This is a genomic window from Mesorhizobium sp. M1E.F.Ca.ET.063.01.1.1 (assembly GCF_003998155.1).
Taxonomy (GTDB): domain Bacteria; phylum Pseudomonadota; class Alphaproteobacteria; order Rhizobiales; family Rhizobiaceae; genus Mesorhizobium.
Genome location: NZ_RZSC01000002.1, coordinates 35360 through 61964 on the forward strand (window position 1 = coordinate 35360; position 26605 = coordinate 61964).

The 26605-nt window shown below is 61.5% G+C and carries 20 protein-coding genes; 15 read left to right on the forward strand and 5 right to left on the reverse strand.

Annotation, left to right across the window (positions count from 1 at the left end; all coding sequences use genetic code 11):
* Positions 1–95: 95 nt before the first annotated feature.
* Together EOA29_RS00765 and EOA29_RS00770 are read left to right on the forward strand one after the other, a co-directional pair.
* Positions 96–545 (forward strand): cyclic nucleotide-binding domain-containing protein, encoded by a 450-nt coding sequence (locus EOA29_RS00765; protein ID WP_126090201.1) that lies wholly within the window; start codon positions 96–98, stop codon positions 543–545.
* 75 nt (positions 546–620) lie between these two features.
* Positions 621–1475 (forward strand): MBL fold metallo-hydrolase, encoded by an 855-nt coding sequence (locus tag EOA29_RS00770; RefSeq protein WP_127220055.1) that lies wholly within the window; start codon positions 621–623, stop codon positions 1473–1475.
* Between the two features lie 51 nt (positions 1476–1526).
* Here the strand turns inward: EOA29_RS00770 and EOA29_RS00775 are convergent, their stop codons facing one another.
* Positions 1527–2303, reverse strand: coding sequence for a polysaccharide deacetylase family protein (locus EOA29_RS00775; RefSeq protein WP_127220056.1), 777 nt, complete (start codon positions 2301–2303; stop codon positions 1527–1529).
* On the reverse strand, positions 2300–3388 hold the full coding sequence (locus tag EOA29_RS00780; RefSeq protein ID WP_127220057.1) for a glycosyltransferase family 4 protein: 1089 nt from the start codon (positions 3386–3388) through the stop codon (positions 2300–2302). Before EOA29_RS00780 ends, EOA29_RS00775 begins: the two co-directional genes overlap by 4 nt.
* Positions 3389–3481: 93 nt before the next feature.
* Between EOA29_RS00780 and EOA29_RS00785 the strand changes: the two genes are divergently transcribed.
* The 8 genes from EOA29_RS00785 (at position 3482) to EOA29_RS00820 (ending at position 14513) form a co-directional block, all read left to right on the forward strand.
* Positions 3482–4642 carry a DUF3095 domain-containing protein gene (locus EOA29_RS00785; RefSeq protein ID WP_126095634.1) on the forward strand — a complete coding sequence of 387 codons (1161 nt, stop codon included), beginning with the start codon at positions 3482–3484 and terminating at the stop codon, positions 4640–4642.
* Positions 4643–4749: 107 nt separating this feature from the next.
* Positions 4750–6093, forward strand: coding sequence for a nucleotide sugar dehydrogenase (locus tag EOA29_RS00790; RefSeq protein ID WP_127220058.1), 1344 nt, complete (start codon positions 4750–4752; stop codon positions 6091–6093).
* A 264-nt stretch (positions 6094–6357) separates the two neighbouring features.
* Positions 6358–7698 carry an adenylate/guanylate cyclase domain-containing protein gene (locus EOA29_RS00795; RefSeq protein WP_127220075.1) on the forward strand — a complete coding sequence of 447 codons (1341 nt, stop codon included), beginning with the start codon at positions 6358–6360 and terminating at the stop codon, positions 7696–7698.
* 149 nt (positions 7699–7847) lie between these two features.
* Complete coding sequence (locus EOA29_RS00800) at positions 7848–9743, forward strand: ABC transporter ATP-binding protein (protein WP_127220059.1); 1896 nt, start codon at positions 7848–7850, stop codon at positions 9741–9743.
* A complete protein-coding gene (locus EOA29_RS00805; protein ID WP_127220060.1) occupies positions 9740–11638 on the forward strand; it encodes an ABC transporter substrate-binding protein in 1899 nt (632 codons plus the stop codon). Before EOA29_RS00800 ends, EOA29_RS00805 begins: the two co-directional genes overlap by 4 nt.
* Positions 11639–11640: 2 nt before the next feature.
* Positions 11641–12639: an ABC transporter permease gene (locus EOA29_RS00810; protein ID WP_126090193.1), complete on the forward strand. Its 999-nt coding sequence runs from the start codon at positions 11641–11643 to the stop codon at positions 12637–12639.
* Complete coding sequence (locus tag EOA29_RS00815; protein WP_127220061.1) at positions 12636–13817, forward strand: ABC transporter permease; 1182 nt, start codon at positions 12636–12638, stop codon at positions 13815–13817. The genes EOA29_RS00810 and EOA29_RS00815 overlap by 4 nt, the downstream gene beginning before the upstream one ends.
* 216 nt (positions 13818–14033) lie before the next feature.
* Positions 14034–14513 (forward strand): class I SAM-dependent methyltransferase, encoded by a 480-nt coding sequence (locus tag EOA29_RS00820; protein ID WP_126090191.1) that lies wholly within the window; start codon positions 14034–14036, stop codon positions 14511–14513.
* A gap of 15 nt (positions 14514–14528) precedes the next feature.
* On the opposite strand, the gene EOA29_RS00825 is transcribed toward EOA29_RS00820, so the two are convergent.
* On the reverse strand, positions 14529–15944 hold the full coding sequence (locus tag EOA29_RS00825) for an adenylate/guanylate cyclase domain-containing protein (RefSeq protein WP_126090190.1): 1416 nt from the start codon (positions 15942–15944) through the stop codon (positions 14529–14531).
* A 201-nt stretch (positions 15945–16145) separates the two neighbouring features.
* Between EOA29_RS00825 and EOA29_RS00830 the strand changes: the two genes are divergently transcribed.
* The 5 genes from EOA29_RS00830 (at position 16146) to EOA29_RS00850 (ending at position 23299) form a co-directional block, all read left to right on the forward strand.
* On the forward strand, positions 16146–16970 hold the full coding sequence (locus tag EOA29_RS00830) for a hypothetical protein (RefSeq protein ID WP_127220062.1): 825 nt from the start codon (positions 16146–16148) through the stop codon (positions 16968–16970).
* Between the two features lie 74 nt (positions 16971–17044).
* A complete protein-coding gene (locus tag EOA29_RS00835; protein WP_127220063.1) occupies positions 17045–17569 on the forward strand; it encodes a GNAT family N-acetyltransferase in 525 nt (174 codons plus the stop codon).
* A gap of 196 nt (positions 17570–17765) precedes the next feature.
* A complete protein-coding gene (locus EOA29_RS00840) occupies positions 17766–19178 on the forward strand; it encodes a hypothetical protein (protein ID WP_127220064.1) in 1413 nt (470 codons plus the stop codon).
* Between the two features lie 125 nt (positions 19179–19303).
* Positions 19304–22600 (forward strand): adenylate/guanylate cyclase domain-containing protein, encoded by a 3297-nt coding sequence (locus EOA29_RS00845; RefSeq protein ID WP_127220065.1) that lies wholly within the window; start codon positions 19304–19306, stop codon positions 22598–22600.
* Between the two features lie 18 nt (positions 22601–22618).
* The gene (locus EOA29_RS00850; RefSeq protein ID WP_127220076.1) at positions 22619–23299 is read left to right on the forward strand and encodes a peroxiredoxin-like family protein; all 681 of its coding nucleotides are present in this window, start codon (positions 22619–22621) and stop codon (positions 23297–23299) included.
* Between the two features lie 120 nt (positions 23300–23419).
* Here the strand turns inward: EOA29_RS00850 and EOA29_RS00855 are convergent, their stop codons facing one another.
* A complete protein-coding gene (locus EOA29_RS00855) occupies positions 23420–26317 on the reverse strand; it encodes a trifunctional glycosyltransferase/class I SAM-dependent methyltransferase/polysaccharide deacetylase (RefSeq protein ID WP_127220066.1) in 2898 nt (965 codons plus the stop codon).
* Between the two features lies 1 nt (position 26318).
* Positions 26319–26537 (reverse strand): glycosyltransferase, encoded by a 219-nt coding sequence (locus EOA29_RS00860; protein WP_127220067.1) that lies wholly within the window; start codon positions 26535–26537, stop codon positions 26319–26321.
* Positions 26538–26605 lie beyond the last annotated feature (68 nt).

Sequence of the window (26605 nt, forward strand, 5' to 3'; positions counted from 1 at the left end):
CGTGGTTCGTCCCGCTATCCGCAAGCAGATTTGATTCCATCTGGGCGTCGGTTGTTCTAGTCTCGCAGGCGTGAATGTTGGGAAGGTTTGCGACAATGCTGCTCAAGGATGAGGTTGGAATGCTGCAACGCGTTCCCTTGTTCTCCGGCATAGAGCCGGCAAAGCTCAAGCTGCTTGCGTTCACATCCGATCGCGTAAGCTACAGCGCCGGCCAGATTCTTTTCCGGCAGGGCGACGAGGGAGACGCCGCCTATGTCATCCTTTCAGGCAAGGCGGATATTTTGGTCGATTCCGACAGCGGACCGATAAAAGTTGCCGAACTGGTGCCAAATTCGATCGTTGGCGAGATCGCCATATTGTGCAACAGCAATCGCACTGCCACCGTCAAAGCCGCAAGTCCGCTGGAAGCCTTGAGAATCCGCAAGGATCATTTCCTGAGGCTTATGAGGGAGTTCCCTGACATGACCATCGAGATGGTGCGGGTCCTCGCCGATCGCCTGAGCCATACGACCGCGGATCTAATCGACGCACGGAGCGCCAAGTAACGAGTGACGCGCGCTTGATCCTTGCCGTAGTGACGACACCGGCTACCATGGGCGACTGGACTGTGAAGGGCTAGCATGGACGACGACGTTTTCCTGGTCAGATTTTGGGGCGTCCGCGGCAGCATTTCGGTATCGGGGCCAGAATTCTCCCGCTATGGCGGCAACACGATCTGCATCGAGATGCGATGCGGCAGGCATACGCTTCTGTTCGACGCGGGCTCTGGCCTGCGGCCTGCCGGCAGGGCGCTTCAGGCCTCGGGCGTGACCGATTTCGACCTGTTTTTCACCCATTGCCATTACGATCACATCATTGGGCTGCCGGCTTTCAAGCCGATCTATGACCGGAGCGTCAAGGTTAGGCTCTGGTCCGGCCACCTAGCAGGACGCACGACGACCCGGCAGATGGTCGATGAATTCATGCGGCCGCCGTGGTTTCCGGTGAGGCTCGATATCTGCAAGGCAACTATCGACTGCCGCGATTTTGTATCCGGAGACGTGCTTCGGCCGCGCGAAGGGGTGGTGGTCCGAACGGGCAGTCTCAACCATCCGGGCGGCTGCATAGGCTACCGGGTCGAATGGGGCGGCCGCGTCGTGGCGGTGATCACAGACACCGAGCATGAGCCGGGCAAGCTCGATCAGGCGGTGCTCGGCCTGATCGAAGATGCCGACCTCGTCATTTACGATTGCACCTACACCGAGGAGGAAATGGAACACCGCCGTGGAAACGGGCACTCGACGTGGCAACAGGGCGTCAAGCTCTGCGAGGCGGCCGGTGCGCGGAAGCTTGCGCTGTTTCACCACGATCCGGCACGCACCGACAATGAACTGGACGAGATCGAGAAATTGGCCAAGGTGAGGTTTGCCGGCGCTTTTGCCGCGCGGGATGGCCAGACGCTCGAATTTCCGGCCTCATCGCGCAAAGCGCGCTGAGCTATTTTCCTCTATCTTCTTGTTTTGACGCAATTCCGGACGGAAAACCGCTCACACTTTTCCTGGAATTGGTCTACCGGCGCTGCGCCCGATCAGTGTTTTGATCGGAAGCCATGCGCAGGCTTCAGTCCGTGCGGTCACCGTGAACAGCCGTTCGAGGAAAAGCCAGGCCGATTCATCATGGACCAAATGGTGGGTGAGCAGGCCGACCGGTTCGCCGCCGCCGGGCGCATGCCGCAATTGCGCGATGATAGCCTGAACCAACAGGCCATGGTCGCGGCAACCGCGCGTGCCATGCCAATCCATGATGTCGACATTGCTGTTGATGACCGCCAGTGAAGCCGGTTGCGGCGGTCCGAAGACCGACAATGCCGCAAATCCTACCGACCCAAGGTCGGATACCAAGCCGGCGTCGATCCTGTTCCAGGGTGGCACCAGCATCGGAACGGCACGTGCGCCGTGCAGGCCCGTTACGTGCGACAGCCCGCGAGCCAGATCATCGAGCACCGCTTCGCGTGGCCGATGTGCGCCGAGTTCCTGCTTTTTCTGGTCCTCTGGCGCATGATTTCGGTGCGCCCAGCCATGGATTGCGACCGTGGCATGCGACGCTTCGTCAAGCCGGACGACAAGCTTCTCGTCGGTTAGGGCCGGAATGACGGCGAGAGTGACCGGAACCGCGAATTGACCGGTGAGGTCGAGCAGCCGATCAAGCGCAGGCGTCGGATCCACGGCATCATCGTCGCGCAGCCAGAACTCTGCCTTACGGTCCATCCGTTGCAGGCACGCCAGTTCTTCCACCAAGGGTTGCCAAATCTGATCGGACGTCATGACACCGGGATCTTCGCCAGGAGTGCGGCCAGACGCGCCGCCGCAGCATCGAGGGAACGTTCCGCGAGGACGAAGCGTCTGGCTTCCGCAGCCATGATGGTTCTTTCGGCGTCACGGACCAGAAGCCTTTCAATGGCGGAGGTGAACGCCCCCACATTGCCCGGCGGGGTGAGAATCCCGGTCTGGCCATCCCGCACGACCTCCGGAACGCCGGCGATGTCTTGAGCCACCACCGGAAGGCCGGCCGCCTGTGCTTCAAGATAGGCAACGCCATAGGCCTCGCCGCAACCCGGCCAGACGTAAATCCCGCCACCGTAGAGGACATCCGGCACGGCGGCAGGCTCAATCGCGCCGAGCCATTGGATACGATCGGCGGGCAAGCCGGCGAATTGCGCTTTGACCTCGTCACGGGCAGGCCCGTCCCCGACAACCGACATGGTCCAGGGCAGGTGGCTGATCGGACCGAGCGCTTGCGCCAGCATGCGATAGCTTTCGACTTTGTCGCCCGGGCGCATCATGGCGACGGTAACGAGGCGGGTCGGACAACCCCGTGCCGGCATTTCCCGGTATGCCGCCGTGTCAATGAATGGCGAAAGCATGCCGAAAGCGGCGCCGGGAATCGCGTCTGCAAGTCCCTGACGATCTCTCTGTGTGAAGCAGATGTTTAGCGCTGCCTGTCCGACGGCTCGCGCCACCAACGCCTGCGTATCGGCCCATAAACCGGCGTTACGCCGCCTCGAATAGGAGGCTTCCGCTGTTGCATAGGGGACAGCAAAGGCCGACGCCAGCTCGGGTCCGATCAGGTCGGGTGCCTTGTAATAGGGATGGTAGGTGAACCAGAGATCGGGCTTGCCGTCACAATCCCAAAGCCTTGTCAGCCGCGCGGTTTCCTCTCGCGCCACGATCTTGAGCGCATCGAAACTTCTCGGCTCCGGTTCGCGTAGATAAAAGCGCAATTCGGATGCAAGCTCGACGCTATGCCCTCCATGCTCCAACGCCTTGACCAGCGTCCGCGCCATCTGGCGGTCGCCGGAGGCAACGGGATCATTGGGTGACTTCAGCGGCGCGTAAAAGGCAATTCGCATCGCCGGACCCTATCATCGGAATGCCGGCGCAAGTCAATTTCGAAGCATGATCGACTTCACTCTTCAAGCAGTGGAATGTGCTATCTGATGTCCATGGAAACAGCTGTCGCGTCCGACCCGTTCGTTGCTTCTTTGCCGGTGTTGGCAAAGTTCGAAAGCGTTGCCGACATCGACAACTATCGGCCTCTCCCCGATGGCTGGGCGCTGGCGACCGCAGACATTGTCGGCTCGACCAAGGCGATCGAGGCCGGACGCTATAAAACCGTCAATATGGCCGGCGCCAGCGTCATTTCGGCTGTACTCAATGCGCTGGGTCGGCAAGATCTTCCTTTTGTCTTCGGCGGCGACGGCGCGCTCGTGGCGTTTCCCGGCTCCGCGCTGGAGATAACCCGCAACGCGCTTGCCGCTGTCCAGAGATGGGTGGCGGAAGAACTGGACCTGATCTTGCGCGCCGCAATCGTGCCGATAGAGGACATAAGAGCGCAAGGCCTCGACGTTCGCGTGGTGAGGTTCCAGGCCTCCGAAGCAGTTCTCTATGCCATGTTCGCCGGCGGCGGCGGCAGTTGGGCGGAAGCCGAGATGAAGGCGGGGCGCTATCGCATCGATCCGGCGCCGGCCGGCGCACGTCCGGATCTGACCGGCCTCTCCTGCCGCTGGAACCCGATCGAAGCCCGGCATGGCGAAATCGTCTCGATCATAGCCGTACCGGGAGCATCGCGCGATTCGCGCGGTTTTCAGTTTCTGGCTTCCGACATCATCGCCCTTGCCGGCAGGCAGGAACGCGATGGCCACCCGGTGCCGGCGGACGGGCCGAACTATAGTCTACTGCCCGCCGGCCTCGATATCGAGGCGCGGGCCACGGCGCCGGCGGGACGGCGGTGGCTGGCGAAGTTGTGGGTTGTGTTCCTGATGACGCTCACGGCTGTCACCGATAGGTTTGGCTGGACCATCGGTAGGTTCGATCCGAAGATCTACAAACGCGACGTCGCCAGCAATTCGGATTTCCGGAAGTTCGACGATGGCTTGAAGATGACCATCGACGTTGACGAGGACGTCTTGCGACGGATCGAGAACCGGCTGAGACAGGCGGAAGAGGCGGGCATCTGCAACTATGGCCTGCACCGCCAGAAATCGGCCTTGATGACATGCCTCGTCGCTTCGCCGCTGCAGCGCGATCACCTTCATTTCATCGATGGTGCGGCCGGCGGCTATGCGATGGCTGCCGCGAGCTTGAAGGCGAAGGTGCCGGTCTGACGACGGCTTGCGGAAATCGCTTTTCCACAATATGCCTCGGCGTACTTGGGACGGGTGGCCTCGTCATGGAAGCGGACAGCCTGTCCGAATTGGCGGAAAGCAGATTTTTGGACGCCTCACGATCGACATATGACAGTCTACTGAACCGGATTTCGACGCGCGCTGCGCAAGTCGGCGTGATCGGACTGGGCTATGTCGGGTTGCCGCTGGCGGTTGCGATCGCACGCGCCGGCTTCCCGGTTTCCGGCTTCGACATCGAAGCCCAGAAGGTCGAGAGCCTGAACAATGGCCACTCCTACATCGAGGCGGTGACGTCGACGGCCCTTGCCGGCCAGGTGGCGAGCGGACGGTTCCGCGCCACCGCGGACTTTGCCGAACTGGCCGACTGCGATGTCGTCATCATCTGCGTTCCGACACCGCTGACGAAAAACCGCGAGCCGGATCTCTCCTTTGTCAGGAACACGGCAGGCACCATCGCGAAGTATCTGCGCCTCGGCCAGCTGATCGTGCTGGAATCGACCACCTATCCCGGCACCACCGACGACGTGATCAAGCCCATACTGGAAGAAACCGGCCTGCGGTCGAACATAGACTTCTTCCTCGGCTTCTCGCCCGAACGCGAGGATCCCGGCAACCGCAGCTTTGAAGTCGCGACGATCCCCAAGGTCGTGGCGGGTGACGGCATTGAAGCGGCGGCGCTCGTACAGGCCTTCTACCAAGGCGTGGTCAAGACCGTCGTCCCGGTTTCCACCACAGCGACAGCCGAGGCGGTCAAGCTGACAGAAAACATTTTCCGCTCGGTCAACATAGCCCTGGTCAACGAGTTGAAGGTCGTGCTCGGCGCAATGGGCATCGACATCTGGGAGGTGATCGAGGCGGCAAAGAGCAAGCCCTTCGGCTACATGCCTTTCTATCCTGGTCCCGGACTTGGCGGGCACTGTGTTCCGATCGATCCATTCTACCTGACGTGGAAGGCGCGCGAATACGAACTGCCGACCCGCTTCATCGAGCTGGCGGCAGAGATCAACACGGCCATGCCGCGTCATGTGGTCGATGAGCTGGCGAAGGCGCTGGATCGGCGCTGCGGCAAGGCGCTCAGCCGCTCGCGCATTCTCATCATTGGGCTCGCCTATAAGAAGAATGTGCCCGACATCCGCGAAAGCCCTTCATTGCGACTCATTGAACTCATCGAGGAATGGGGCGGCAAGGCGGAATTCCACGATCCGCACGTTAGAGAAATTCCGACCACACGGGAGCATATGGCGATCAAGGGGCGTCGGTCAGTCGAATTGAGCGAGGCGGCCTTGAAGGATTTCGATGCTGTCGTCGTTGCAACCGACCACGACGCGATCGACTATCAGGCGATCGCCGATCACGCCCTTCTGATCGTCGACACACGCAATGTTTTTGGCCGCCTCGGGCTGGTCCGAGAGACGGTGGTGAAGGCCTGACGGCGTCTGAGCCGGCGAATTTTTTGCCCAGTGTCAGGATCGTGGTTGCACTCCGCCGGCTGCCTCGCCACATAACGCCATAAACACAGATGCATTTACGCCTTCTCCTTGGCAGCAAGGATAGTCATCCGGGAAATTCTTCGCCGCTTTTGCCGCCGAAGCCGGCCTCGTTGACTTCGGGTGTCTTATCGCTGGGTCGTTGGCGGACTGTGTTATGACAGATCAGAGGATAATGGCTCCGTCTTCGACGGGTTTCGAGATAGCATGAGCACATCGCAAGCAGAAATTTCCACCATTCTCATGGATAAGGTTGCCGATTGGCTGACCCACTCGGCACTGGCGGGCAACGACCTGGAAACATTGGTAAATGGCTTTTGCGAACGGCTGGCTGCTGCCGGCCTGCCGCTGAAGCGGGTGCATTTGAGCTTCTCGATGCTTCATCCGCTTTATGACGCGCTTGGCTTCACCTGGGTTCGCGGCCAAGGCATCGAAGTAGAAAGCTTCCGCAAGCAGGCCGGCGCGCCGTCTGACAGATTCCTGACCAGCCCATACTACCATCTGCTCAGCAATAAGCTCGACCATCTGCGACGTCGACTCGACCCGTCGGTGCTGTCGGAGTTTCCTGTTTTCGATGACCTGCAGCTTATGGGCGTCACTGATTACATGGCTTTCGTCCATCCCTTCAGCGGCAACACCAGTCAGGGCATGATGGGGTCTTGGTCCACCGACAGCGCCGCAGGCTTCAGCGAAAGTATGATTTCGGCGCTGCTGCGCATCCAGAGCCATCTCGCTATCGCCACCAAGATGGCGGTGCTCACCAAGCTCGCCGACAACATGATGACCACCTATCTCGGCGGCGACGCCGGCAGGCGCGTGCTGGACGGCCAGATCAAGCGCGGCGAGGGCGATACAATCCGGGCCGCATTGGTCATGGCCGATATGCGTGGGTCGTCCAAGCTTGCCGAAACCTCCGGTCGCGAAATCTATATCGATACGCTGAACCAGTTTTTCGACGCCGTTGCTGCACCTTTCAATCGCAACGGCGGGCAGATCATGAGTTTCATCGGCGATGGCTTCATTGCCGTCTACCCTTGCGAAAGGCACCGCTCACAGTCCGAGATCGCCTGCCAGGCTGCCCTCGCGGCAGCCCATAAGGCCACCGCGCGGATGATGGATCTCAATCTGCGCAGAAAGGAAAAGGCGTTGTCCGACATTAAATTTGGTATCGGCCTGCATGTCGGCAATGTGATGTTCGGCAATGTCGGGCTTACCGACCGGCTTACATTCTCTGTCTTCGGCGCGGCTGTAAACGAGGTTCAGCGCCTCCAGACCCTGACCAAGAAATATCCCCACAGCGTTCTCGCCAGCGAACACTTCGCCAGCTATTGCGGCGCCAACGGCTGGTTGACGCTCGGCAAGGAAGAACTGGTTGGCATCAAGCAGAAGCTGACGGTGCTTTCACCCGATTTGTCGGGTGCTCTCGCAGTCGATGAAGACGGTACGCTGGAGCCGATTTACGACCGAAGATCGGACGCCGAGCAGGTCATGCTGCTTCATCGCGATGCCGGGCGGCTGTCGGCGGGCGACCCGACGAAGCTTCAGTAACCGCCACGATCCGATCCGAACGCCTTTGGCATGCATCCGGTCACCCGTTCCGCCAGGGGACCGGCGACCGTTTCGAATCCAAGTTGCTCTAGGCTGGCAATGCGCTAGTCTCGCTTTCTGGGACCCGCCAGAGTGGGGCTGGTGTGAGAATGAATTTGGGTGTTGATCTACTGCGGATCGAAGATGTTGGCATCTCCTTTGCCATTATCGGGGGACCGTTGCATGCCGTCAGGCGCGCAAATCTTCGCGTCCTGCCCGGCAAGGTTACCGCGCTTGTGGGCGAGTCAGGTTCCGGAAAATCGGTTCTGAGTCAGGCCGTGATGGGCATTTTGCCGAACACAGCCCATGTTCGCGGCCGTATCCTGTTTTCCGATCCCGAAAAACCCGGCACGACGCAGGATATCCTCAAGATGCCGCATGATGGACCCGAAATCCGGGCGTTGAGAGGCAGCCGCATCGGCAAGATCTTTCAGGAGCCGATGACATCGCTGTCGCCGCTGCACACGATCGGCAACCAGGTCAGCGAATCCCTGCAGATTCATACGCCCATGGCTCGCGCGGAGCGCAAGGCGCGGACCGAGGAAATGCTCAGCCTTGTCGGCTTTCCCAACCCCAAGCGCGCCTATGACATGTATCCCTTCGAACTTTCGGGAGGGTTGCGTCAGCGCGCCATGATCGCCATGGCGCTTATCTGCCGGCCCGCATTGTTGATCGCCGACGAGCCGACGACGGCGTTGGACGTCACCATCCAGGCGCAGATCCTACACTTGCTGCGCGGGCTTCAGACCAAGCTGAACATGGCGATGCTGCTGATCACGCACGACCTCGGCGTGGTCGCCAATGTCGCCGACGAGGTGGTGGTCATGTACCATGGCGAGATCATGGAGGCGGGACCTGTCGAGGCGATATTCCGCCGGCCAGGCCACCCTTACCTGAAGGGCCTGATGGCGGCCGTTCCGCATTTCGACCTGAAGCCTGGCGAAAGGCTGAAGGCGCTCCGCGAGGTGCCGGTGAATGTCGGGAACCTGCTCGGCAAGCAGACGGCGCCGGCATCGAAGGGGCCGGACGACATCCTGCTGTCGGTCAAGGATCTGAAAAAGACCTTCACCATCCGCAAGTCCGGATGGTTCGGCGGGGATCATCAAACCACTGTTCGCGCCGTGGACGGCGTGAGCTTCGATATCAAGCGAGGTGAATGCCTGGGCCTGGTCGGCGAAAGCGGCTCCGGCAAAACCACCGTCAGCAAGATCCTCATGCGGGCTGTCACTCCCAGCGGCGGTTCTGTGATCTTCAACGGCCGCGACGGACCGATCGACGTCTTGCAAGGCGAGGCAGACGCCCTGCGCATGCTACGCGCGAAAATCCAGATGGTTTTCCAGGATCCGGTTTCGTCGCTTTCACCGCGCATGACGGTGGAGAACATCTTGAGCGAGCCGCTGGAAATACATCAACGCGGCAATGCCGCGTCCCGACTCGCCATGGTCAAGAACCTGATGCAGGCAATCGGGCTCGATCCGCGCTTCATCAAGCGTTACCCGCACAGTTTCTCCGGCGGGCAGCGTCAGCGTATCGGCATCGCGCGCGCGTTGGCGCTGGGGCCTGAACTGCTGATCTGCGACGAGCCGGTTTCGGCGCTCGACGTCTCTGTCCAGGCGCAGATCCTGAACCTTCTGAAGGACCTGCAGAAGGAACTGGGTCTGACCTACCTGTTCATATCCCACAACCTGGCGGTGGTGGACTACATGGCAGACCGCATCGCGGTGATGTGCGGCGGGCGTATCGTCGAGCTCGCGCCGCGCGAAATCCTGCTCAGGAAACCGATCCACCCTTACACGCGCTCACTGGTCGCCGCAGTGCCTTTCCCCGATCTCGACAGGCCGATGGATTTCAGGACGCTGAAGCTCAGCGGCGCTTCCGACACCAGCGCATGGGGACCGCAATTCCGCGACGAGGGCAGCGAGGATATGCTGTCGCCGCTCGATCTTGGCGGCGGCCACCTCGTGCTGGCCCGGCGTTCGGCCGATTTCAGCGAGTTGCGCCATTGATCAGCCGGCGCACCGTCCTTGGACTCATGGCTTCGGCATTTGTGCCGAGCACGTTGCGCGCCGGCGATCTGGAGCCGGAATTTCTTCAGCCGCTGCTGAAGGCCCTGGCGCTGCCGGCACTCGCCAAACGCTTGCCCAAGAGCCCGCGCGTGGTGAATCTCGCTGCGATGGGCCGACAGCCCGGCCAGTATGGCGGCACGCTGCGCACGATTATCGGCACCCAGAAAGATATCCGGCTGATGACGATCTATGGCTATGCTCGCCTGGTCGGCTATGACGAAAAGCTCAACCTGCAGCCCGACATTCTCGAGAGTTTCGACGTATCGGATGATCGGGTCTTCACTTTCAAGATACGGGAAGGACATAAATGGTCTGACGGCAGCCTGCTGACGCCGGAGGATTTTCGCTATTGCTGGGAAGATGTCTGGCTGAACGATGAGCTTTCGCAAGGCGGGCTCGCCCCGGCCCTGCTGGCGGACGGCAAGCCGCCGCGCTTTGAGATCGTCGATCCGTTGACGGTGCGCTACAGTTGGGATGCGCCCAATCCCGACTTCCTGCCCAAGCTCGCTGCTGCTTCACCGCTATCGCTTGTCCTGCCGGCCGCCTATCTCAAGCAGTTCCACAAGAAATACCAGGATCCGTTCCGGCTCGCCGGCCTGATGGAGGAGAACAGGGCCAAGAAATGGACGCTCCTGCATATCCGCATGTCGCGGCAGTATCGCCCGGAGAACCCGGAACTGCCGACGCTCGATCCCTGGCGGAACCGAACCAAGCCGCCGGCTGAGCAGTTCGTCTTCGAGCGGAACCCGTTCTTTCATCGAATAGACGAGAATGGCCGGCAACTGCCGTACATTGACCGGGTTGTCATGAATGTCAGCTCGTCGGCGATCATTTCCGCCAAGACCGGTGCGGGCGAGAGCGACCTGCAATGCATGGGAATTGACTTCAGCGACTACGCCTTCCTGAAGGACGCGGAGAAGCGCTACCCGGTGAAGATGCATCTGTGGAAACGCACACAGGGTTCGCGGCTGGCGCTGCTGCCCAATCTGAATTGTGCCGACCCGGTGTGGCGTGGCCTTCTTCGCGACGTACGCGTGCGCCGCGCGCTTTCGCTCGCAGTGGACAGGCGCGAGATCAATTTGGCCGTCTTCTACGGATTGGCTCAGGAAAGTGCCGATACTGTCCTGCCGGAGAGCCCGCTCTACCGGCCGGAATTCGCGAAAGCCTGGGTCGCCCACGATCCCGACCGGGCCAACGCCCTGCTCGACGAGGTCGGGCTTAAGACGCGCGACGATGACGGTCTGCGGATCCTTCCCGATGGACGCCCGGCGCAGGTCATCGTGGAAACGGCCGGCGAGAGCACGCTGGAAACCGACGCGCTCGAACTCATCACCGATCACTGGCGGCAGGTCGGCATCGCCCTGTTCGTCCGGACTTCGCAGCGAGACATCTTCCGCAGCCGCGCGCTTGGTGGCGAGATCATGATGTCGATTTGGTCGGGCATCGACAATGGCGTGCCGACCGCCGACATGAACCCGTACCAGTTGGCCCCCACCATCGACGACCAGTTGCAATGGCCGCTCTGGGGTGCTCACTACTTGTCTCACGGCACGGTCGGCGAGGCGCCCGACCTTCCGCCTGTGGTCGAGTTGATGGCTTTGCTCAAGCGCTGGAACGAATCGACCGAAGCCACGGAGCGCGCTGAAATCTGGAATTCAATGCTGTCGATCTACACCGATCAGGTGTTTTCGATCGGCACGGTGAACGGAACGCATCAGCCGGTTCTAGCGTCCTCGCGGCTGCGCAATCTGCCTGACAAGGCGCTCTACGGCTACGACCCGACCGCCTATTTCGGTGTCTATATGCCGGACACATTCTGGCTTGGAGAGTCCTGAGCGTGCTTCGATATATTGTCTGGCGCATCGCCGTGATGGTTCCAACGCTGCTGGTCATATCGGCGCTGGTGTTCACGATCATCGAACTTCCCCCGGGCGACTATTTCGACAGCTATGTTTCCGAGCTTCGGGCTCAGGGCGAAGCGGTGGATTCCGATCGCATCCAGATGATGCGGAAGGAGTATGGTTTCGACAAGCCGCCGGTCATTCGCTACTTCTACTGGGTCGGCGGAATGCTGCACGGCGATTTCGGCTATTCCTTCGAATATGAGCTGCCGGTTCGCGATGTCATCGGTGACCGAATGTGGCTGACCGTGCTGGTTTCCTTCGTCACGATCATCTTCACCTGGCTCATAGCCTTTCCGATCGGCATGTACTCCGCCACGCATCAATACAGCTGGGGTGACTACGGCCTGACGTTGTTCGGCCTTCTAGGCCTTGCCATTCCAAACTTCATGCTGGCGCTGATCCTGATGTATTTCGCAAACATCTGGTTCGGCACGTCCATCGGCCATCTCATGGACCAGCAATATCTCGGCGAGCCGATGAGCTGGGCCAAGGCGAAGTCAATCCTCGCCCATCTCTGGATCCCGGTCTTGATCATCGGCACCGGGGGCACGGCAAGCATGATCCGGCGGCTGCGCGCCAATCTGCTCGACGAGCTTCACAAGCAATATGTCGTGACCGCGCGCGCCAAAGGCCTTCACCCCTTCAAGGCGCTGGTCAAATATCCGCTGCGCATGGCGCTCAATTTCTTCATTTCAGACATCGGCTCCATCCTGCCGGCCATCATTTCCGGCGCCGAAATCACGGCGATCGTGCTGTCATTGGAAACGACCGGGCCGATGCTCATCAGGGCGCTGCAGAGCCAGGACATGTATCTGGCAGGGTCGTTCCTGATGTTCCTCGCCTTCCTGACGGTCATCGGCGTGCTGATTTCCGACCTGGCGCTGGCGCTGCTTGATCCACGAATTCGTTTGCAGGGCGGCAGCACCAAATGAACACGCAATCGCCGCTGCCCGCTCCGGGTGCCCCATTGCAACACTACGTTTCCATCGCGCCCTTCGACTTACAGTCGGTAGAGGCGATGACGGCGGAGCAGTCGAAGGTCTTTCAGGCGTCGCAATTGCGGCTGATGTGGTGGAAATTCCGACGGCACCGGCTTGCCCTTATATCCGGCATATTCCTGGCAGCGCTTTATCTCGGGATACTGATCTGCGAGTTCCTGGCGCCCTACAATCTGCACACGCGCAACATGGACTACATCTATTCGCCACCGCAGCGGGTGCATCTTTTCCACAACGCCCAGTTCGTCGGGCCGTTCGTCTATGGCCGCCGGATGACGCTGGATATGGACACGCTCAAGCGGAACTACATCGACAAAAAGGACGATGTTCAGCGCATCCGTTTCTTCTGCAAGGGCGACAGTTACCGGTTCTGGGGCCTGATCGAAGGTGACAGGCATCTTGTCTGCCCGGCCGAAAACGGCCAGCTCTTTCTGGCCGGCACCGACAGGCTGGGGCGCGATGTGCTCTCGCGCATCATCTATGGCGCACGCATTTCACTGACGATCGGCCTTGTCGGCATCGCTTTCAGCTTCCTCCTCGGCATCGTCATCGGCGGACTGGCCGGCTATCACGGCGGTATCTTCGACCTGATCGTTCAACGCATAATCGAAGTTCTGCAATCGATCCCCAGCATTCCGCTGTGGCTGGCTCTGGCGGCGATCATGCCGATAACCTGGAGTCCGATCCTGATCTATTTCGGCATCACCGTCATCCTCGGGCTGCTCCACTGGACCGGACTGGCGCGGGCCGTGCGTTCAAAGCTTCTGGCGTTGCGCGAGGAGGATTATGTTCTGGCCGCGCAATTGATGGGCGCCAGCAGCGGCCGCATTATCCGGCGTCACCTCATTCCCGGCTTCATGTCGCATCTGATCGCGACGGCGACGATCTCCATACCCGGCATGATCCTGGGCGAGACGGCGCTGAGCTTCCTCGGGCTCGGCCTGAGGGCGCCGATAACCAGCTGGGGCATCCTGCTCACCGAGGCGCGCAGCGTCAGCGTGATCGCGTTCTATCCATGGCTGCTTTTGCCGATCCTGCCCGTCATTCTCGTCATCCTGGCGTTCAACTTCCTCGGCGACGGCTTGCGGGACGCCGCAGACCCCTACAAGTGACGACATCGCTATGCCGCCGAGCGCCGGGCCGGCGACTCCACCCGGTATGATCCTTTTCGGGCAGCCCGTTCGGTTGTTGCAGTGTTCATCGTTGGCCTCTATATGCGGCGATGCTCGATCGGGGTGTAATAAGTCGCCCTCGGATTTCACCCGCGAACCGTTCTGGTCGCCGGGCGTTGCTGATTTCATCGACTGGTTCAGGACGTACAATCGCATATGAGTCGCCTCGATAGTTTCATCCGCAGGATGACGGCACAGCGCGATATCCTCGATCAGGTCTGCGCCGAGGTGGCGAAGATGGAGGGGCCGGTGATCGAGCTCGGCCTCGGCAATGGCCGGACGTTCCACCATCTGCGCGAGCGCTTGCCCGGACGCCGGATCGTGGCGTTCGACCGCGCACTTGCCGCACACGCCAGCTCAATTCCCGAAGCTGAAAACCTCGTGCTCGGCGAAATACGCGAGACGGCGAGCAGGTTCTTTGGCATCGACGCCGCCCTTGTTCACGCCGATATCGGCACCGGCTATGAAGATCTCGATGCAGTGACCGCTACCTGGCTTCCCGATCTGACCGTGCGCCTGCTTCGCGTCGGCGGCATCGCGGTCAGCGGCACGCCGCTCGATCACCCGCAGTTGCAACGCCTCCCGCCGCCGCCCTCGGTGCCCACCGATCGTTATTTTATCTGCAGGCGCGTGTGAAAGGGCGAGAAGTCTTCAGGGGATCGTATAGACCGCTATCTCCCGCTCGATGCCGCGCAGCGAGACCTCATGGGGCACTGGCGTCAGCGCGTTCCTGTGCAACAGATCGGCGGTGAGATTGTCGTCGACCACCGCACGAGTGGCGAAGATCGCCTGTGCGTTGGCTAGGTTCTGGACCCGCGAAGCAATGTTGACCGTCTGGCCGAAATAGTCCTGTCGCTCGTTCATAGATACGGCGATGCAAGGGCCGGCATGGACTCCGATCTTGAGCAGCAGATCCTCGCGCCCGCTCTTCTCATTGAGCGCACGCATTGCATCGCGCATCCTGAGGGCCGCGGCAATCCCACGATCAGGCGTCGCGAAGGTCGCCATCACAGCATCACCGATCGTCTTCACCACCGCGCCTGCCTCCGCCGCGACGATCTCGTGCAGAACCTGGAAATGCTCGCGCACGAGATCGAAGGCTGAAAGGTCGCCCACCCGCTCGTAAAGCTCGGTCGATCCGCGCAGGTCGGTGAACAGGAAGGTCAGGCTGGTGATCTTCAGGCGCTGGTTGATGTCGAGCGTATCCGTGCGATAGAGATCGCGGAACGTCTGGTTGGTGAGCAGGCGCTTGGCGGTCAGGAAGGGCCGGCGTTTGCCCAGGAGATCATGCAATTCCTTTCCGGCGATGAAGACCGTCGGCAGCACGCGGGTGTCGGTCCTGTTTTCCAGCGAAATGCGCAACGGGCCGGGTTGCATCTCCAGCGTCTGGCTCTGGATATGCTCGCGGTCGAAGACCAAGGACAGGCTTCGGCGCTCCTTTGTCGGTTCGCCCTTGACGTCGATGAACTGCACTGAATGGGTGACCGGCTCGAAGACGATGATGAATTCGGACGGAAGCTGCACGGGCAGAACAGCTCTTTCACCGGGCGCAAGCTCGATATCCTCCAGCGAGAACGCTTCCATCGTCTTGGCGAAATCCTCTTCCGGCAGATCGACGCCGGACGCCCAGTAGATCTGGCGGAAATATTCCACCAACGGCAGTTCGTGTGGATTGTGGGCGGCAATCTTGCGCACGCGGGGACTGACGGTGAATGTCACCTCGACCATCTCGTCGAGGGTCGGCGAATAGCCCTCGGCGCACAGCGAGCAGGTGTATTCGTCCTTCTGCAGGGTTTTCAGCGTGGCGTTGGTGTCGAGCACGCCGCCACAGCCGGGGCATAGAACATTCCAGGAAATGTCGAAGATGCCCACCCGCGCCGCATGGAGAAAGGCGCCTATGGCGCGTTCCTCCCCGAGGCCATGCTTGCTGGCGAAGGCTAGCGCATTGATGCGGCAAAGTTCGCGGTCCTTGCCTTCCGCGATGGTTCGCTCGATCGCGTCGATTGCCTGTGGATCGACATCGGTCGATTGCCGCAGAAGCGAGAACAGATCCTGACCTTCGTTCATCGTACAGGCTCCGGAAAATGCGCCCCAGGCGTGTTAGCCGGACCGCTCTTTGGTCCAACTGCTCCATTTTACTTCGAAACGAACCGCGCGGCCATTCGAATAGATAGGCTTGGTGACAGTCCAATTTCCACTCGGCCGATTTTCACCGGCCGCAAGCGGCACTATGATGGTCCATGGGCATCATCTTTGGGGCTCCCTCCCATGCCGACATCCGAAAACCCGCCATTTCCCGCGGCCCTGCGCCTTTTCTCTGTGGTGGTCATCATCGTCCTGATCGTAGGCGCGGGCCTGTTTTTCGCGCCCGTGCTGGTCAAGCCGCGCTGGCCTTGGGCCGTCACCCCGTTCAACGCCCGCTTCCTCGGTGGCTTCTACACCGCCGAAATGGTCGTGATGGCGGCTTTGCTGTTCTGGAATCGCTGGTCGCCCGGCCGGCTCGTGCTCGTCATGGCCTTCATCTTCACCGTCATCGTGTCGGCGGCTTCGTTCATCAATCTCGGCTATTTCAACTTCGAGCGCAAAGCGCCCTGGCTCTGGTTTCTGGTCTATCTTGCCTCGGTCGCGGTATCCGGGCTGTTCCTGTGGCGGGCCAGGGCCCGTCCTTCTGCAAAAGGCGTGACCTTGAACCCCGCATGGCGCGGCTACCTGCCGGTGGAATCGGCGATCCTTGGGATCTATGGCCTCGGCCTGCTGCTGTTTCCCCTGACATTCAGCAGCTTCTGGCCATGGCCGGTCGATGCCTTCCACGCTCAGGTCTACAGCGCTATCTTCCTCGCCGGCGCGGGCGGGATATATCTCGTCTTGAGAAGCGCGCCGCGCGAGGAGCTGCTGGTGCTCGGCCTGGCGCAGTTTCTGGTTGGCCTGCTTGCCATCCTTGGCCTCGTCATCACCGACGCTGCGGTGCACCGGATCGACTGGAGGGCGACCGGGACATTGTGCTGGCTCGCCCTTTTCGGCTGGATCGGCCTCAGCGGCGTCTTCAAATTCTACGCCGCCTCCCGGTATTTCAGCTCGCAATCGGCATCATAGGTTGCAGAGACCGCTGGATTTTCAGGTGACGTAGGGTGCATCGTGCCGGGCCGATTGCCTTCGCCGGGAACGCCATGACCAGCAAGACCTCGCCACCCTCCGAGAAAATCCAGCCGCGGCTCCGACCTGTCCGGCCAAGCGATGCGGAGGCGCTTTGCGCCATCTTCAACATGCCGGGCTTCCGCTCGGGCACGCTCAGGATGCCCTTCGAGAGGGTGGAGCAGGTGGAGCGGCGCATCGCCAAGTCCGGCCAGGAAACCACCTGGATCGTTGCGGAGTTGGAGGGCAAGGTCGTCGGCCACGGCAGCTTGGTCATGCAGGGTTCGCCGCGCCGTTCGCATATCGGCGAGATCAATATCGGCCTTCACGATGCCTTTGTCGGCAAGGGCATCGGCTCTGCCATACTTGAGGCGCTGCTTGACGTGGCCGACAACTGGCGCGCTCTGAAGCGGGTCGAATTGACCGTCTATGCCGACAACGAACCGGCCATCCGTCTCTACACGAGCCACGGCTTCGAGGTCGAAGGTCGGCATGTGAAGGCCGGTTTTACCGACGGGCAGTACCACGACCTCCTGAGCATGGCCCGGCTGCGGTTCTGAGATCCGCTGTTTGGCCTTGGCTGTTCAGCCAATCTGACAATTCGTGCCGAGTCGGCGAACAGGTGATTGCTGATGGAGGACTCCGTAGGATACGGTTAATTTCGTCTCACACCATTTGACCGAGTTGCGTGGGCCAAGCGCTTCAGGAAGTCTGGTCCCCGTTGGTGTTTGCACCGCAAGCCGCTAGACGGGACCAATGACCGCCGTAGTTGACCCAACCCCTACGCCTCCGATGGAAATTCTGGCCGTGCTGTCGCTGCTCTGCCCGGAAGTCGCGCGCGACATCGAGCAGAACTGGAATGCACCGGTTTCCGATTACGCCCGCCATCTGTGGCGGCCGGTGGCAAGGCCTGCATCGGGCCCGGCAATCGCTGCCCGCTCGATCCTGCGAGACGTCCTGCGTCAGCGCCTCGGCGTGATTATGCAGCCTGAGGAGATCGGCAAGGCCCTCGAAGAGTTCGAGCAGAGACCGGTGATTCAGTCCGGCCTGCACTGCCTGCTTCTGATGGACCGGATCACCTTCGATGCCCTCCTGCTTGCCTGGCTCGGCGCGGTCGAAAACGGGCTGTCGGCCTTCGTCAACTTCATGGGAACGACGATGACCATGGAGACAATCGGCCGGGAGGGGCCAGGATGGCTCGATGTCGGCGACGACAAGGTCAACCTGTTTGGCATGGGACGCCACAAACTGTGCCGCAAAAGCGCCTGCGTGGCCGGTCCTGTCTCCCTCAACAAGCGCGCGCTCGAAGCTGTGGGCGATGAAAAGGATGCCAGCCGCTGGCTTGGCACACTGCTTGCCAGCCAGGACAAGGTGTTTGGAACCGCCGCCGATGCGCTGACAGCCCTCAATGAGGATCTGGTCGCCGATTGGGATCGTTCCGGCATGGCCCTGCCGGTTTTCATCGATGATAGGCTCGCCGCGGCTGCCATGGCGCGGCATCTGGAATATGACGGCAGCCTTCTTTCCAGGCTGCTCATTGAGCCCGCAAGGCGCCAGCGTCTCGAACGTGCCTTGCAAGAGGCCGCATCGGGCCCATTTGGCAGATTCCTGCCCAATGCCACGGACTATTTCTGGGGCATCCGCGAGGAACGCGTGCGCAAGCTCGTCCTCGAGGACGGGCAGCTGATCGAGCCTGACAGGCCACATGGTCTTTCCATCCCGTTTGAGCGGCCGCATCTCAGGCAGGCGCTGCTGGACGGCGTGCTGCTGCCGAACTTGTTCCTGATGTTCCTCGTCCTTGCCATATTGCCACGCGTACGGGTTGTGGGTGGCCTGAGACAGATTGGCTACGTAGCGCTTTTCCACTCGATCCTGCTGGCTGCGCTGGACGAAAACGCGCCGGAAGAGCGCGATCTGGCTGCGGAGCTGCAGGTTCGCGAAAATGCCTGGGGCATGCGGGTCATCGATGAAAGGATCTCGGTCCGCGAGCAGCTTGCCGGCCTGCCGGAAGGGGCGCTCTTCCCGGAACTGCTCCGGCAATATCGTTTGCGGACACTTGCCGAGACGACCGACGACCTGAACCTGGTCCGCGAAGACTCCCGATGGCGCAAGATCGGCCGGGCGAGCCCGCCCGCAATCGGCAGCGTTCTGCCACCGGACCCACGCTGATCGCTCGATGCCCATTTGCGCTGCCGCTTGCTGGTCGACGGCTATAGGTTCATCCTTGTGTGAATACCCGGCCGTGAGGTGCGTAGCGGGATTACGCCGTCACGGCCCCTAGCGAGGTCTGTTCGATGGACTGCTCGGGCTGCGGTTTCGAGGTTGAGGGCGGTTTCGCTTTCTGTCCGAAGTGCGGAAGGCGCCAGCCCGTGCCATGCGCCAATTGCGGCTATCTCTGCGCACCTGATTTCGAGTTCTGTCCGAAATGCGGGACAAGCGTCGGTGCGCCCGCGAAAGCCGTCGAAAGGCCTGCTCCGGCACCAAGCCGGACCGTTGTGCCGCCTTCGCGAACTCCGTCGCTGCTTGCGAACATCGAAGGCGATGGGCTCCATCCCGCCTCAGACGCCGATCGCCGGACCGTAACGGTCCTGTTCGCCGATCTTTGCGGCTTCACGACACTCAGCGAGCAGCTCGACCCCGAAGTGATGCAGGCACTGCAGAACGAACTGTTCAAGGAATTGACGGCAGCCGTGCGAAACTTTGGGGGTTTCGTCGACAAATTCATCGGCGATGCACTGCTCGCTTTGTTCGGTGCTCCCGTCGCGCATGAGGACGATCCGGAACGTGCGCTTCGCGCCGCGCTCGACATGATGGCCCGGACGGCGCGGCTCGGCGAAAGGGCCCCCAGCTCCGGCTCGCCACTGTTACTCCACATAGGCATAAACACCGGTCCGGTCGTCACTGGCGGATTGGGCATCGGCACCGCCAAATCCTATTCGGTGACCGGCGACACAGTGAATACGGCGCAACGCCTGCAATCGCTGGCCGCACCGGGTGAGGTGCTGGTAGGCGAACTCACTCACAGGCTGACCCGGCATGCCTTCTCTTACGAGTCGCTGGGGGATGTCATGCTTCGCGGCAAGGCCGGCAGTGTGCTCGTCCATCGACTGGATGCACCGCTGGCGGCGCCGCGTGCCGCGCGCGGGCTCGAGGCGCTCGGCCTTAGCGCGCCGATAATAGGTCGTGGTGCGGAGCTCAATAGAATGCTGGCGTGCCTTGACCAGGCGTGCGGCGGCGCGGCCCAACTTGTCCGCCTCGTCGGAGAAGCCGGTATCGGGAAATCGCGACTGGTGAAGGAGTTCGTCGCCCGCGTCGGCGACGAGGATCGTTTTCGCAACGTCGCGGTGCGGCAGGCCACGTGCTCACCGCTGGGCGAACAATCATTTGGCGCCTTGGGCGCGGTGGTGCGCAGCGCTGCGGGGATGATGCAAAACGACAATGGGGACGAAATGCGGGGGAAGCTCGCAGGTTTGCTTGCCGAGCTCGGCCTGCAGGGCGAGGAGGCGAGGCGGCTGATGCCTTTGCTCTACCATGTGCTCGGCCTTGGCGACCCCGATGCCACCTTGCAGCATGTCGAGCCCGAGCAACTGCGGCGACAAATTCTCTACGCAGTCCGTACAATCGTCGAACGGCGGCTTGCGTTGTCGCCGCTGTTGATTGTCGTCGAAGACCTGCACTGGGCCGACGCCGTGTCGCTCGAGGCACTCCGTTTCGTGATGGACAGGTTGGAACGCACGCGGTTGATGTTGCTGGTCACCCATCGTCCGGCGCCGGACAACGACCAGCTCGACTCAAGTCGGGTCAGTCACACAGCGCTCAGGCTTTCGCCGCTCAACAGTGACGACGGACGCAGACTGCTGGCGGCGCTTTTCGGCGAGAGCTGGGTAAAGTCCGCAGGAGGGCTTGTCGACCAGATCCTCGAGCGCGCAGGCGGCAATCCCCTTTTTGTAGAGGAGATCGTTCGCGGGCTTATCGATCGCGGTGTGCTGATACGCGAGGGCCAGCGATGGCGGACTGTGACAGGCGAATTTGCAACCGGCATTCCCGCCACTATCCAGGCAATGCTGCTTGCCCGGGTCGACCGGCTGCCCCAAGAGGTGCGCCGGTTGGCCCAGGAGGCCGCGGTGATCGGCCCGCGCTTCGACGCGACCCTTCTGAAAGCCGTGACGGCCGACCCCGGCCGCCTGGAAGCCGGCTGCGAATTGCTCTGCGATGCGGAAATCATCGAGGAGGTTGCCGGATCAGGCTCAGTCTCGTCGCAAAGCTACCGCTTTACGCAAACGTTGCTGCAGGACGTGATCTACCAGAATCTGCTCCTGCAACGCCGGACCGACATTCACGGGCGGGTCGGTGCTGCCTTGGAGCAACTGTGCGGCGACAAGCCGGAACGGCTCGAGGATTTGACCGTGCTCGGTCATCATTTCGCACAGAGCACCGAGCGGGAGAAGGGCGCGCACTACCTGCAGGAGGCGGGCGATCGCGCTCGCATGATATACGCCAATGACGACGCCCTTCGTTTCTACGAGCGAGCACTGACTGCGTTGGATGCGACCGGGCAAACGCCGCTCAAACTGGCAATTGCAGAGCGCATTGCCGATTTGAGCGGCCCGGCAGGCCGCCGCGAGATCGCGCACCATCACTACGAGACGGTGTTGCAGGCGTACCGCGAGTCAGCCGATCGTGTCGCCTCGGCGCGAGTTTTGCGCAAGATCGGTCGGCTGCTCTGGGATATCGGCAAGCGGGACAAGGCAGAATCCCGCTATGCTGAGGCGGCAGCGCTCCTCGATGGAGCGGATGCGCCGATCGAGCAGGCGCATCTCTGGCAAGAACGTGGCCGACACGCGTTCCGAAGCGGAGATCACGCTCTTGCGGCGACATTGGCAGACGCGGCGCTGGATAGCGTACGCACTCTGACAACGGAGCATGTCTCCGAGGTAGGGCGTGAAGCCACTCTTGTGACCGCTGAGGCGCTCAACACCAAGGCTGTTGCGCTGGCTCGCCTTGGGCGAAACCTTGAAGCGGTGCGTCAGGTTGAGCGTAGCATTGAATTGGCCGAAGCCGCCGGTCTACTGGGCGCGGCCTGCCGCGGCTACACCAATCTCGGCGTGCTTTACACGACCATCAATCCTGCACAGGCGATAGAGGTCTGTCGGCGCGGTCTTGAAGTGGCTCGTCGTGTTGGTGATCTGGGGTTCCAGGCGCGCCTCCTCGCCAATCTGGCGGTCGCTTGTTGTACTTTCACGGATCGCTGTCCAACGGAGGGCGTGCCTGCTGCCGAGAAGGCCATCGAGATCGACCGGGCGCTCGACCAGCGCGAGCACCTGCCGGTGCCGTTGATCGTGCTCGGGCAGATCCACCAGTGCAGCGGCCATCCGGAACTGGCGGTTGGCTTGTTCCAAGAAGCACTCGACGTAGCCCGCGAAACGGGCGAACCCCAACTGCTGTTTCCGTGCTATGATGGTCTCGCAACGCTTAATCTCGACCTCGACAATCTGGCCGAGGCCGAACGCTACTTTTCCCTGGCGCAGGGCATATGCGCCCAGCACGGGCTCGACCCGGAAGCGCTTGTGGTGCTGCCTTTTCTCGACTAGCCGGGCGGGAGGTTGGAAATGTCGGCGCATAGTGACTTGATACCACTTCAACCGGGCGACCGTGCGCCTAACGTGGTGCTCGACGCCATTACCCAGGAAGGCAAGATCGCGCTTGACGACTTTCGCGGACAAAGACCGGTGCTGGTCGGCCTGTTTCGAGGTCTGCATTGTGCGTTTTGCCGGCGCCATATCGCTGCCCAGGCGCGACTTGATCCGGAGCTGCGCGAAAAGGGCGTGGGGAGCCTGACGGTGGTCAACACGCCGATCGAGCGGGCGCGTCTCTATTTCCGCTACCACCCGATGCCGAATCTGCTTGCGGCCTCCGACCCTGAACGCGCTTCACATCGTGCTTTTGGACTGCCCAATCTCGAATTCACCGAAGACGAGACGAACTGGCCGTACAAGGTCTCGATGGCAGCGGCAAAGGATATGCGGGTCGACTTACCAGGCGAGTTGCCCGGTCCAATGGATCCTTTTGCGGCCAGCGAATTCCTCGACAAGAAGGACCATTACGAAGTGACGGAAGCCGACGAGCAGATGATGGCAACCGGACACGGACAACTGATCGGTCAGTTCCTACTCGACCGGCAGGGGGTGGTCCGCTGGAGCTTCACGGAGGTTCCAGAGGGTGGGCGATACATGTTTACGGCGCCGAACCCGCAGGAGCTGATGTCGGCCGTGTCGCAAGTCGCCCAATAGGCTTGCAAACGAGGTGACGGGCAGGACGCTGAACAAAAAGCGGAACCAAGGCCTCGGTGAGCCAGAATGGCGATGCCCGCGCACTCGTGGCAGCACGCACCCGACTGACAAGTTCACCGCTCATTCGAGCGCGGCCTCGAGACGGACAACAAAGTCGGCGAGCGAGCGATCCCCACGAATTTCGATGCGCGGAAGGTCGATGGGATCGGACTCGAGGTTCGCCGGCCCGTGTCTGCCGCCGAAGCCGATCCGATAACCGCACTCCCTGGCCAGCCGTCCAAGCCGTCGGTCGGTGACAGAGAAGGGCGCCGCGAACGACGCGATTGGCCGACCGGTCCACCGTTCGATGAACATGCGAGAGCGCAAGAGTTCGGCGGCCAAGTCAGAGGTCGACAGACCATCGATTGCGCGATGCGTCGCCAGATGGCTTCCGAAGAACGCACCTTCGCCCGCGAGGCGTCGCACCGTTCCGGCGTCCATAAGTTGCGTTGGCGGACCGCTGACGGCGTCCCACTGCGCACTTTGACCCACCAAGTCCGTCACCAGGAACACTTCCGCAGTCAGGTCGTTGGCGCGCAAGATCGGCCAGGCGTGGTCGGCAAAATTCTGGAAGCCGTCGTCGAAGGAAATGAGCACCGGGCGGCCAGCGAAGGGTTGACGGTTGGCGATGGACCATTCCAGCTGCTCGGACATGATCGCGTGAAAGCCATTGGCGCGCAGCCATGCCATCTGGCTGGCGAATGCCGCGGGCGTGAGCCGAAAACGGGCGAGCGCTGCCGGACCATCATCGGAGACGCCGTGATACATGAGGACGGGGATACGCTGCCGCCGTTCGGTACGCGCGACGTCGCGGCGCAAGGCCCGTGCTCCGCCCCAGACGATATTTCGCGCGACCCCGATACCGATGGGCGCACGGATTGGCACGTGATCAATCATCGGTTCCGTCGCCACGTCGTCTGGCGACAGGCGGCGGAAGCGGTCTATGCGATAGAGCTCGGTCTGGATCGATTGCTCGAGGACAAGGCCTTCGGTCGCTGCCAGCGTTTCCGAGATCGCTTGTGCGCCGAATGTGTTCCAGTCGAAGCCCGTCCTTTCAACATTGTCTCGGAGCACGAATGCGTGTGCGCTGATGAGACTGCCGCCAGGCGCCAACGGCTCAACAAGTTTTCTGGCGACGCGGCGCAACTCGGCGAGATCATCCAGGTAGTAGAGCACTTCCGAGCAGACGATCAGATCCATCTCACGCGGAAGCGTGTCCGCGGAGAAATCCAGTACGCCGAACTCGACATTCGGCTGATCGCTGCATCGCGCGCGCGCCCGCTCGACGGCTACGTTGGAGATGTCAGTTGCGGTCAAATGGCCCACTCGCGGCGCCAGTTGCCGCGTGAAGTGGCCCTCCGCGCAGGCCAGCTCAAGCGCCCGTCCGATGGGACCGGCAGGCAGAATCTCGAGCTGGCGCTCATATTTTTCCTGCTCATAGGGTGAACCGTAGTTCCAGGGGTCCTCGGTCGCGAAATGGCGATTCCAGAACGACGTGCGATCATTATCGTGGTCATCCGCGGCGTGTTTACGGCGCGGTGCTGCAAGTGGCTCCGCAGGTTCGGCGCTCGACCGAACCAGCCCCTGCGCTTCCGCGGCCAATAGCGCGAGTTTGCCGAAGTGGCTGTCCCGATCAGACCGGCGTTCCGCTCTGGACAACGATGCGTTGGCTGCAAACCTGTTTGACTTGTCGGCACCGCCGCCCTGTGAGGCCAATTCAATCCAATGACGCCTTGTCACTTTCCCGAGTGCGCCGAACTGCACGCGAGCCTCGATACGGCCATCGACCATCAGATAGGCATAAATTTGATCGATTCCTTCCGGCAATTCGATCGCGGTCGGATTTCGAGCTTCGACGCGAATTCCGAGCGTCCGCGCCAATCTGCGCGGCGCAGCAAGGTCGTCTAAGTCAAGAAGCATTTGCTCAAGGTGATACTGGACACGGCGACCCGCTGCGGGGTCGTCCCAGACCTTGCCGAGTTCGATGACCAATTCGGTGAGGGCGCCGCCGAACCTGTCCCACCTGGCAGCCAATTGCGCTGGCACCGATAGGCTTCCTACCATAAGGCCATCTAAGACCACCTTGGCGATCTCACGCACCCATTTACGTCCTGCCGGGAGTGCGCGCAGGAACTGCGGGTTGATCGAGCGCGATCCGCGGCCACAATCCGACGCGGCGTTCCATAGCGCGAACCACGCCAATGCTTCGGCAGCGGTGCGGCCGTTCGCGTCGATCGCTCCATTGGCGTGAGCCGATGCTGGGTGCCTGACCCTCGGATCAGGAGAAAAGCCGCGGGCGATCACGATTTCCGCATCTGCCAGCATCTGCGTCGAATTGCTGGTGAGTGCGTTGGGGTTGGTCCGATGGAAAGCGAGCGGCTCGTCGACCATCAGCCAACGTTTGCCGAGACGCGCGAGGCGCTGCCACAGGTCCCAGTCCTCGCAAGTGCGCAGCGACACATCGAAACCGCCCAACTCGACAATAGTCTTCCGGTCGACCAGCAGCGCGTGAGCGCGGACGGCACACCGGCGGGCGAATGTTTCGAAGGGCTGGATCGCAACTTCCGTTGCGATGCTCGATGGGGTGAGTCCGCCGTCGGGCATCACGCGCCGAGAACCGCAATAGGCGGCCACCGCATCGGGAGCGGCTTTCAGTGCGGCCAGCATTTTCGCAAGAAAGCTGGCATCCACCCAATCGTCCGCATCCAGAAACATGAGCCATTGGCCGCGCGCCATCGAAATCCCGCTATTGCGCGCGCCGGCGGCGCTATGCGCGCAAGAGCTCAACGTGCGAAATCGGGCATCGTGCTCCACATAACGCCCGATGATCGCGGGGGTGCGGTCCGTGGAGGCGTCATCGATGATGATCGCCTCCCAATCCGCTATTTCCTGATCGAGAAGGCAATCGAGTGCGCGCGCCAGCGTTGCCTCAGCGTTGTGCGCAGGAACCACTATTGAAACCAAGGGATTATGCGCCACGCTATCTTACCCGCGCCTGCTTCGAAGGGAGAACAAGAGTCCCAAAACATAGCCTGACATCGGGCGTCGAACCCGATCCGTCCCTCGAGCCGTGGTCCACTACAACCATCTCCGGCGCCAGGTAAATCTGCCGGCGGGTGCTGGCAAGCGTTGCGCCGATGGTTTGCTTGGCATTGGCCATCGGTACCACAACGCTTACGGGAGCATTGTCCTGGATCATCGAGCTTCGGAACGTCGAAAACGGATAACGGCATCGGATGGCAGCACTGCTCTGTCAAGACTGTCATA

Bases quoted from the DNA above. Each gene is read 5' to 3' on its own strand.
- EOA29_RS00765 (WP_126090201.1), top strand. From the start codon at position 96: ATGCTGCTCAAGGATGAGGTTGGAATGCTGCAACGCGTTCCCTTGTTC.
- EOA29_RS00770 (WP_127220055.1), top strand. From the start codon at position 621: ATGGACGACGACGTTTTCCTGGTCAGATTTTGGGGCGTCCGCGGCAGC.
- EOA29_RS00775 (WP_127220056.1), bottom strand. From the start codon at position 2,303: ATGACGTCCGATCAGATTTGGCAACCCTTGGTGGAAGAACTGGCGTGC.
- EOA29_RS00780 (WP_127220057.1), bottom strand. From the start codon at position 3,388: ATGCGAATTGCCTTTTACGCGCCGCTGAAGTCACCCAATGATCCCGTT.
- EOA29_RS00785 (WP_126095634.1), top strand. From the start codon at position 3,482: ATGGAAACAGCTGTCGCGTCCGACCCGTTCGTTGCTTCTTTGCCGGTG.
- EOA29_RS00795 (WP_127220075.1), top strand. From the start codon at position 6,358: ATGAGCACATCGCAAGCAGAAATTTCCACCATTCTCATGGATAAGGTT.
- EOA29_RS00800 (WP_127220059.1), top strand. From the start codon at position 7,848: ATGAATTTGGGTGTTGATCTACTGCGGATCGAAGATGTTGGCATCTCC.
- EOA29_RS00815 (WP_127220061.1), top strand. From the start codon at position 12,636: ATGAACACGCAATCGCCGCTGCCCGCTCCGGGTGCCCCATTGCAACAC.
- EOA29_RS00820 (WP_126090191.1), top strand. From the start codon at position 14,034: ATGAGTCGCCTCGATAGTTTCATCCGCAGGATGACGGCACAGCGCGAT.
- EOA29_RS00825 (WP_126090190.1), bottom strand. From the start codon at position 15,944: ATGAACGAAGGTCAGGATCTGTTCTCGCTTCTGCGGCAATCGACCGAT.
- EOA29_RS00830 (WP_127220062.1), top strand. From the start codon at position 16,146: ATGCCGACATCCGAAAACCCGCCATTTCCCGCGGCCCTGCGCCTTTTC.
- EOA29_RS00835 (WP_127220063.1), top strand. From the start codon at position 17,045: ATGACCAGCAAGACCTCGCCACCCTCCGAGAAAATCCAGCCGCGGCTC.
- EOA29_RS00840 (WP_127220064.1), top strand. From the start codon at position 17,766: ATGACCGCCGTAGTTGACCCAACCCCTACGCCTCCGATGGAAATTCTG.
- EOA29_RS00845 (WP_127220065.1), top strand. From the start codon at position 19,304: ATGGACTGCTCGGGCTGCGGTTTCGAGGTTGAGGGCGGTTTCGCTTTC.
- EOA29_RS00850 (WP_127220076.1), top strand. From the start codon at position 22,619: ATGTCGGCGCATAGTGACTTGATACCACTTCAACCGGGCGACCGTGCG.
- EOA29_RS00860 (WP_127220067.1), bottom strand. From the start codon at position 26,537: ATGATCCAGGACAATGCTCCCGTAAGCGTTGTGGTACCGATGGCCAAT.